At 39.1% G+C, this 8,899-nt stretch carries 8 protein-coding genes; 5 read left to right on the plus strand and 3 right to left on the minus strand.

The features are described from left to right. Both FTV32_RS07980 and FTV32_RS07985 read right to left on the minus strand, forming a co-directional pair. Positions 1–287, minus strand: a 287-nt coding sequence (locus FTV32_RS07980) for a hypothetical protein (RefSeq protein ID WP_180028370.1), incomplete at its 3' end; no start/stop codon positions are given. 371 nt (positions 288–658) lie between these two features. After that, on the minus strand, positions 659–1,783 hold the full coding sequence (locus FTV32_RS07985; RefSeq protein ID WP_035264120.1) for an endonuclease/exonuclease/phosphatase family protein: 1,125 nt from the start codon (positions 1,781–1,783) through the stop codon (positions 659–661). Between the two features lie 186 nt (positions 1,784–1,969). Here FTV32_RS07985 and asd point away from each other — a divergent pair, with 186 nt between their 5' ends. The 4 genes from asd to truA all read left to right on the plus strand — a co-directional run bounded on the left by asd (position 1,970) and on the right by truA (position 7,116). Further along, positions 1,970–3,088, plus strand: coding sequence for an aspartate-semialdehyde dehydrogenase (asd, locus tag FTV32_RS07990; protein ID WP_035264122.1), 1,119 nt, complete (start codon positions 1,970–1,972; stop codon positions 3,086–3,088). Positions 3,089–3,372: 284 nt separating this feature from the next. Beyond that, positions 3,373–5,295, plus strand: coding sequence for a hypothetical protein (locus FTV32_RS07995; RefSeq protein ID WP_180028371.1), 1,923 nt, complete (start codon positions 3,373–3,375; stop codon positions 5,293–5,295). 37 nt (positions 5,296–5,332) lie between these two features. Then, positions 5,333–6,310: an asparaginase domain-containing protein gene (locus FTV32_RS08000; RefSeq protein WP_180028372.1), complete on the plus strand. Its 978-nt coding sequence runs from the start codon at positions 5,333–5,335 to the stop codon at positions 6,308–6,310. 8 nt (positions 6,311–6,318) lie between these two features. Then, positions 6,319–7,116, plus strand: coding sequence for a tRNA pseudouridine(38-40) synthase TruA (truA, locus tag FTV32_RS08005; RefSeq protein ID WP_179998719.1), 798 nt, complete (start codon positions 6,319–6,321; stop codon positions 7,114–7,116). A 52-nt stretch (positions 7,117–7,168) separates the two neighbouring features. Here truA and FTV32_RS08010 read toward each other — a convergent pair whose 3' ends face one another. Beyond that, the gene (locus FTV32_RS08010; RefSeq protein ID WP_035264130.1) at positions 7,169–8,176 is read right to left on the minus strand and encodes an AraC family transcriptional regulator; all 1,008 of its coding nucleotides are present in this window, start codon (positions 8,174–8,176) and stop codon (positions 7,169–7,171) included. A gap of 228 nt (positions 8,177–8,404) precedes the next feature. On the opposite strand from FTV32_RS08010, the gene infA reads away from it, so the two are divergent. Next, on the plus strand, positions 8,405–8,626 hold the full coding sequence (gene infA, locus FTV32_RS08015) for a translation initiation factor IF-1 (RefSeq protein WP_004692529.1): 222 nt from the start codon (positions 8,405–8,407) through the stop codon (positions 8,624–8,626). Positions 8,627–8,899 lie beyond the last annotated feature (273 nt).

The following is an 8,899-nucleotide window of genomic DNA, read 5'->3' on the forward strand; positions in this document are numbered from 1 at the left end:
TCTTTAGCTTCTTTAGCTTCTTTAGCTTCTTTAGCTTCTTTAGCTTCTTTAGCTTCTTTAGCTTCTTTAGCTTCTTTAGCTTCTTTAGCTTCTTTAGCTTCTTTAGCTTCTTTAGCTTCTTTAGCTTCAGTGTTCGCGACCTGTTCTTGAGATGCAACCGCATCCATCATTTTTTCATCAGCTTCTTGTGCAAATACGCTGGTGTTCATTAGTACATTTAACACAACGATTGAAGCGAAGGATTTGCTTGTAGTTATGTCTTTCATATTTTTAAGAAACAAAGTCATACCCCATCTGCTCAATATTTTCATTTTGGCAAATCATAGCATTAATAAAAGATTAGAGCTGAATAACGAGATTTAATTCATTCGACCTGTATGCATATAAACGTTTAAATCCACCATAAACTAAACCCGAGTTCTACATCCTGTAAAACTCGGGTCGATGAGGTTGTGCTTTTCAAAAATCATATTATTGTTTTATTGGCTTTCCTTTCCTACATCATCTCCATGATGATTTTCCGTCGGCGTCGTCTTCCATATTGGGATCATTCCATTCCCACTCCCTGTGCCGATAAGCTTAGATTACGCTTAAGCTCGCTTCGTGACTATGGGTCAACAGACACATTCATTGTAAGCAATTTCTTACACGCATCCATTCACACTTGTTTGCCATCTTTATAATCTTGCGCAATTTCATCTGTCACTTGTTTCTCTTCTTTCTCAGCTTTCGCAATACCTTCTTGAATCGCCTCCTGAGCCTCTTGCTCATCAGCATCCGTCTGTTCTAATTCTTGCTGTACTTGCTCAAATTGTCGTCCAGTTTGTAAAACAACGTACACAGGAAAGTGATCCGAACCAATATGCGGTAATCGCTCCATTTTCACCAAAGCAAAATCAGTGCTGTGGAATACATGATCGAGTGACCATCGTAATAGCGGATAGTCCGCATGGAAGGTATTGACATAATGACGTCCAACACGCGGGTCTAACAAACCACTGATACGTTGAAATAGTCGTGTGGTACGAGACCATGCCACATCGTTTAGATCTCCCATGACAATGCAACTTTCATCCAAGTCTTTAATTTGATCACCGACAATCAACAATTCAGCATCACGTAATGTAGAGTCTTTGGCTTCAGTTGGACTCGGCGGTTTGGGATGTAAACAATATAATTGAACTGGCTGTCCAGAACGTAATTTCACTGTGGTATGAATAGAAGGAATCTCATTACTCAGTATGAATTTGACTTCGGTATCACTCAATTCCAACTTACTGTAGAGATGCATTCCATAGAGATTATCTAAAGGTACTGGAACACGATAAGGATAATCCGCTTCGATGACTGAAAGTTCATTCTGCCAGGTTTGGTCTGTTTCAAGCGTCAATACGATATCGGGTTGATGCTGATGAATCTGTTCAATCAAACGATGATATTCTGTATTTGGTGTTAAAACATTCGACACAATTAAAGAGATTTGCTTTGATGGATCAAGTTGATCTGGTTGGACCTGTTTCACCTGTTTTTTCCAAATTAAGGTATAAGGCAAAACCATCTTCAATTGATATGCTAATGCAGCAATTAATCCAACAAATATGACTTGGCGTCTTAAATCCCATTCCCCATCCCAAATCAACAGGAGGATAAATGCGATAAAGCCTAGGGCTAAAATTTGTAGTCTTGGAAAATCGGCACCTCGAAACCACCACTCATCACGCGGAATCAAAGACCAAAAACTTAACCAAATCACAACAACAGCCAGTATCTCAATCCATAGCATAGCGCTTCTCTTTATATATTCTTAATTTTTCGATGATTCATAAATTTATATTAGTTTTGCATGTAACATAAACAAGATATATTGCACAATATATTTGCTGTTTTGATTGTGTACCACTTGCAGTTATACACTCTTTTGATACACTCGAACCCCCTTTTTTATTTTAACGCACCGAGGCAAAGTGACATGAAAGTAGGTCTGGTCGGTTGGCGCGGGATGGTTGGTTCCGTCCTTATGCAACGTATGGTTGAAGAGAATGATTTCGCTCATTTTGAGCCATTCTACTTCTCTACCAGTAATGCAGGTGGTGAAGCCCCTGCGTTTGGTGGTAAAACTGCCCCAGCACTTATGGATGCGACAGACATTAATAGTCTGAAGCAAATGGATGTCATTATTACCTGCCAAGGTGGTGATTATACCACTGAAGTTTTCCCTAAGTTGAAAGCTGATGGTTGGAATGGTTACTGGATTGACGCTGCATCTACATTGCGTATGGACGATGAAGCAATCATCGTATTAGATCCAGTCAACATGAATGTGATCAAAGACGGTTTGGTAAAAGGTACGAAAACATTTGTAGGCGGTAACTGTACTGTTTCATTGATGTTAATGGGTCTTGGTGGTCTGTTCCAAAACAATCTTGTTGAATGGGCGACTTCAATGACTTACCAAGCTGCTTCTGGTGCGGGTGCGCAAAACATGCGTGAACTCATCACAGGTATGGGCTATTTGTATAACAATACAAAAGATCTATTAGACGATCCACGTTCTCCAATTTTAGATATCGACTCTAAAATTGCTGAATTACAACGTGGTGAAGGATTCCCTTCAGCAAACTTCGGTGTACCTTTAGCAGGTTCTTTAATTCCTTATATCGACAAACAGCTTGAAAGCGGTCAATCGAAAGAGGAATGGAAAGGTCAAGTTGAAACCAATAAGATTCTTGGTAATTCACAAATTGTACCTATTGATGGTCACTGTGTACGTATTGGTGCAATGCGCTGTCACTCACAAGCATTGACTTTAAAACTTCGTAAAGATGTTCCTTTAAATGAAATTGAAGACATCATTGCAAGTGCAAATGACTGGTCTAAAGTTGTGCCGAACACACGTGAAGCATCAATGACTGATCTTACACCTGTTGCAGTAACAGGCACGCTTACTGTTCCAGTAGGTCGTTTACGTAAACTTAATATGGGTAAAGAGTATTTAGGCGCGTTCACTGTTGGTGACCAATTACTTTGGGGTGCTGCTGAACCTTTACGCCGTATGCTACGCATCTTGATTGACTATAAAAATGCTTAATTTTTAATAGTCACTTCAATAAAAAGCCGGTCTGATTAGATCGGCTTTTTTTATGCAATTTGAATTGATTAGAGCTTGGAGTGCTATTTGAAAGGAAATATTATGACATCTATACAAAAAACAGTTAAATTACAATCTCATCACTTCTTATTTCGAACATCTTGATCGATGCATAATGATGAACTGAGAATATAAAAAATCGAGATTAAAAACAGTCCAATATTTCGAGCACTCAGGTATTAGATTTGCAATAAATTCATTGAATTCAATGAAGGGGAAAAATTATGTTGTATGTCATTCCATTTGTCGTCTTGCTGTTAATCGCACTGGTGCTCAAAAAACGTGAGGATAAACAAAAAAATGGTGACACAGGATCAACAAAATCTAAAAAAAATGTGAGTGTAAAACGCGCTAAGAAAAGCCCTAAAACTCGCTCCACCCCACAACAAGCCTATTCACAGCACGGTCATGGCGCACCACAAGACTTAAGTGCCGAACCAGTGGCTGATGAACTTAAAGCCAGCATTGAATACTTAATTCAATCAGAAAGCTATATGTCAGCCGAAGCAAAAATCAATCAAGCATTGAATCGTGATCCTAGACAACATGAGCTTTACTCGTATTTGATTGATATTCACATCCTACAGAATGATGAATTTGCTTTAAAACAATTAAGTAATTATTTACGCTCCACTGGATTACATTACATTGCGGATGAAGCTGAAGACAAACTTAAAGCTGCAAAAGAAGCGGAACAGAATAAAGAAATTGCGAAAGAATCACGGGATATATCGAACACTGAGAATCAGCCTCGTCATGCTGCACAGTTTCATAGCACCAGTTTTATAACTGAAATTCCTGCAGTGCAATCAGAACAAGCTTTTGATCATCTCATCAAGTCTCAGGATGAACAACATAGCTCTCAGGAAAACACACCCACTGAAACAAATGAGACCACAGAGCAATCTTCTCTTCCTTCTCAAAGCTCAACATTTGTGTTTGAAACAGAACAATACCCACATCCCTTACAAGCCAAAGAGAAGAAAAGCACTCCTGAGGAAGAAACTGAGCATGTCTCTGCTGAACCTACTGCTCATTTTGTATTTAGCTCAGAACAGCTGGATTTAGCAGAAGAGTTTACGCTCAATAAAACCAATGAAGAAATCATTGACCAGCTCCCTTCTGATCAGGCTGAAAATCAGCAGGCAACTGAACAACAGACTCCATCGCAAAACGAGCATTTTGAACTCGATTTTTTTATGGAAGATACACCGCAACCAACCTCACAACACCCATTCGAGCAAGATGATGAGAAGACTCCTGCATCAAAAGAGCAAACACCTTTAGAATTTATAACGACAGATTTAACTTTCGAGCCAAATGCTCAAACACAGACTGAATCTGAAACAACCAATCAATCGACTGAAGATCGCGCCCCCTTAGAGTTTGATTTAGATTTCTCCAGTTTTCAGTCTGAAAATAAATCACAAACAGTATCAGTGCACTCAACTGATGCTGAGAACCTTGCTTCAGAAAATGAGTCCATCCAAAATCTCGACTTCACACTTGATTTAAGTCAAAAATGGGTTGAAAAAACAGATCTCTCTCATTCAGCACTGAGCTCTTCTCCATTAGAAAAAAATCCACAAGAACTGAATATTGAAATAGATCCATTGGAATTTAGCTTTTCAGATCAGTCGGAACAGCCTCATTCTCAAACAACATCTAAGGATGAACTCACTTTTGATCTTTCAGATGATTTTAACTTTGATGCTGAAATATCTAGCTCAGCAAAAGTTCCAGAACAAAGCGTGAATGATCAAAATTTAGATTTTGTAACTTTCGACTTTGAGGAAAATCTTGATTCAAAATCTACAATAGAAAGCTCAATTGAACCGACAAACGAGTTTAATTTTGACCTCAATTCATCAGATGAAAACGTGGATGTGCAAAAGAGTCATTCGCATGAAACATCTGCGATAAAAATGAATCCGAATCGTCCTGATGATCCTCTTGTACAACGTTTTCCTGAATTACTCAACGTTGATGAAATTCAACTTAACTTAGATTTAGCGGATCAATACATTAAATTTGGCGCGTTTGATGAAGCAGAAAAATTAATTACGGAATATGAATCGCATTACAATGACGAACAAAAAATGCGTGCAGCAAAACTCCGAGAGAGCATGGAATCTGATTCCAATTAATCTTAATATGAAGCAGTCTAATCAGGCTGCTTTTTTTATGAGTTCAAAAATAGCTTTAATCTATATGGGTGGGACATTTGGTTGCGTTGGTGAACCTTTAGCGCCTATGCCTGCTGCCGATTTTTTCCCGCAATTAAAAGAAATTTTGCCCGTTCAAAATCCAATAGAGCTTGTTCAGGCTCATGAGATTAAAGACAGTAGTGCATGTACGGCGCGTGATTGGTTGCTGTTAATCCAAAAAATTCAACAATTGCAAGCTAAACAATTTCAAAATTTTATTGTCATTCATGGTACCGATACCATGAGTTATGCTGCGGCTATTCTTTCTCGATTTCTCCATGATACGTGTCGAGTCATTATCACAGGTAGCCAATTTCCTCTGCTCAATCATGCAGCGACATCTTTGCATCCATCGAGCGATGCTTTAGATAATCTGAATCATGCCATCCAATATATGGAAAATGTGTCTGATGGTGTTTACTTATGCTTTAACCATCAAATTTTTCATGCCAGAACTGCAGTCAAGACTCATCGCACGGCACTAAATGCATTTTGTGGTGAAGCATTTACAAATGTCATCAAGCCCATATCAAGTTCTTTTGTCGACATTACTGAGCAACATATTGAACGCTCGACACAACTCAATATTGCGAATCTGAGTCTTCGCCCCATTGAAATCAAATTATTCAATCAGCATTTAACGCGTTTTATCGACAACTCGCCTCATGTACTCATACTTCAAGCATATGGAACCGGTAATTTAGCAATTAATGCGGATACCACAGATATTTTGAAGCAGCTTCGTGCCTTAAGCTGCCATATTGTATTAAGTAGTCAGGTCATGTTTGGAGAATTAGATCAACGCTATGCAATTAGCAGTTGGATTAAAGCATCTGATATTTTGATCGACGATACACTCAGTGATGCCGATCTTTATGCCAAAATTCTAAAAATGTATTTACAATACCCCTCCACAGATCAATGGTTACAGCATTGGTATGATTCATCAAATTAGAGGTTCAAATGCCACGTTTTGCAATCGGAATTGAGTTTAGTGGCGTTCGTTATCGAGGTTGGCAAACACAGCAACCAGGCGTGCCGAGCGTACAAGAAACCATGGAAAAAGTGTTGAGCAAAATTGCTGATGAACCCATCATTTTGCATGGTGCGGGTCGAACAGATGCAGGTGTTCATGCCACAAATATGGTGGCTCACTTTGACACAAATGCAATACGTCCAATTCGTGGCTGGCTTATGGGAGCTAACAGTACACTCCCTAAAGATATTGCCATCCAATGGATTCAAGAAATGGGCAGTGATTTTCATGCACGCTTTAAAGCGCAGGCTCGCCGTTATCGTTATGTCGTTTATAACAGCCCCATGCGCCCTGCGTTACTCCACAAACAAGTAACGCATGCTTATTACCCACTTGATGTGGATAAAATGATTGCCGCAGCCTCAAAATTTGAGGGTACTCATAACTTTGAAAGTTTTCGAGCTGCTGCGTGTCAATCCAACCAACCTGTACGCCATGTGAGCCATTGCAAACTCATCAAACACGGTGCTTACCTTGTTCTTGACATCCAAGCAGATGGTTTTTTACATCACATGGTTCGCAATATTATGGGCTGTTTACTGGAAATTGGTCAGGGCATGTACGACATTGACCATATCGATGAAATATTCGCAGCAGAAGACCGTAAAGCAGCAGGAATCACAGCACCACCTGACGGCCTTTACTTTATCCAAGCACACTATCCTGAAGAGTTTAACTTGCCTAAAGTGCCGCTAGGCCCTCATTGGTTAAACATGCCTGAATAGATTTTTATTTTGAATTGAATTGAAAAAAATCCCTTCATAAGAAGGGACTTTTTTAGCGCTGTTTACGCTTACGATATTCAACAGGTGTCTCATTGGTCCATCGTTTAAAGGCACGATAGAACGTACTTGGTTCTGAGAAACCCGTCAGATAGACAATTCTCTCTACGCTTTCATTGGTGTTTGCCAAAAGTTTTTTAGCTAAACGACAACGGTAGTCAGATAAAATTTGCTGGAAGCTTGTATTGGCTTCACTGAGCTGTGTTCTCAAACGACGTGGGGTGATATTCAACTGAGCTGCCACAGTTTCTAGCGTTGTTTCTCCACTCTCAAGTGTAGAACCAATGGCACGGCGCACCTCACCCACTAAATCGTATCGAGCCAACTCTTGTAATTTTTCAATCGCCAACTGCTCATGCAGTTGAAGTAATTCTGGCTCGGCTTGCCAAAGTACATAATCTAAAATTGCAGGATCAAAATAAAGTCGCGTTTCTTTTTGACCTAAACTTACCGGGCACTCATATACTCGGAAATACTCATCGTCTGAAGCACCCTCGCTAAAGTTAAAATCGATATATATAGGTTGAAAACGACCTTCAGTAATAAATTTGAAGAATCTTAAAATGCCTGAAATCGCACACTCAGAAAAATGACGATTAACTAGGTTTTCAGAGAAAGGTTGTTCACCATTGGTTAGGTAGCAACGATCATCTTCAATAACCAATTTGGCATGAAATGCATCACTGATTAGACGTTGATACGCTAAAGCCCTTTTCAGGCCTTCGCCAAAATTTTCAGATGAAATAAAAAGATGTTCAATCACTTGACCACGATAAAGTGGTAAATGCTCACCTAAATGTAGACCAATGTCTGGATCTTTACTGACTTCTTCGGCAGCAACCCAGAAAGCGTACTGCGCGCTTAAAGGCGTACGCGCATTTTGATCTACTTGATTTAAGGCCACACCCGCTTTTGTTAAAATTTCTTCTGTGGGCAATCCAGCACGACGAATTGCTTGATAACCTAATCGTAGAACAACCGAAGCATCAGTTAGCTGACTCACGCAGTGCCCTTCCTTGTATGTTATTAATATTTACTTAAAACTTATGAATTAGATTACAGTCGATTGACCAAACTGACAACATAGTTAAGCATTTTTTTGTTTAAAAATTTTATTTGTTTGTTCGACAAGTTTGACCATAGAAACGCCGACTGAACTTGGTTTAACCTTGTTTTTTTCTAAAATTTTGCCTATAATTTGCGCCTTTCCAATTTGATCATCAGGTAGGCTATGGCCAATAAAGAGGAACTTATCGAGTTCGAAGGCGTTGTCACCGAAACGCTTCCTAATACTATGTTCCGTGTACGTTTAGAAAACGGTCACGAAGTAATTGCACACATTTCTGGTAAAATGCGTAAACACTATATTCGTATTTTGACTGGCGACAGTGTTAAAGTTGAAATGACACCTTATGACTTATCTAAGGGTCGCATTACTTACCGTGCACGCTAAGTGTTAGTAAGCGAAAAGCCACATTGAGTGGCTTTTTTTGTTTTTGTACTTTTATTTTATAAACTACAGGAGATCCATTCTACTAAAGCAATCGTCTGTCTTTGTGAGAAGATCAATACTCAGATGTTATAGAATAATTAAACTCATAGGACTTACGCATTGACGGATTCAAAAAAGTATTAAAATACTTTATAAAGTATCTGTGATCAGACGAATTAAACATGCTTCTACAGCAACTTGTACATTACCCATTTATATGGGCTTTCTCATGAC

Source organism: Acinetobacter sp. YH16032, from assembly GCF_013417345.1.
Classification (GTDB): domain Bacteria; phylum Pseudomonadota; class Gammaproteobacteria; order Pseudomonadales; family Moraxellaceae; genus Acinetobacter.

Excerpts from the sequence above, each read along its gene's own strand:
- FTV32_RS07985 (WP_035264120.1), bottom strand. The coding sequence starts at position 1,783 with ATGCTATGGATTGAGATACTGGCTGTTGTTGTGATTTGGTTAAGTTTT.
- asd (WP_035264122.1), top strand. The coding sequence starts at position 1,970 with ATGAAAGTAGGTCTGGTCGGTTGGCGCGGGATGGTTGGTTCCGTCCTT.
- FTV32_RS07995 (WP_180028371.1), top strand. The coding sequence starts at position 3,373 with ATGTTGTATGTCATTCCATTTGTCGTCTTGCTGTTAATCGCACTGGTG.
- FTV32_RS08000 (WP_180028372.1), top strand. The coding sequence starts at position 5,333 with ATGAGTTCAAAAATAGCTTTAATCTATATGGGTGGGACATTTGGTTGC.
- truA (WP_179998719.1), top strand. The coding sequence starts at position 6,319 with ATGCCACGTTTTGCAATCGGAATTGAGTTTAGTGGCGTTCGTTATCGA.
- infA (WP_004692529.1), top strand. The coding sequence starts at position 8,405 with ATGGCCAATAAAGAGGAACTTATCGAGTTCGAAGGCGTTGTCACCGAA.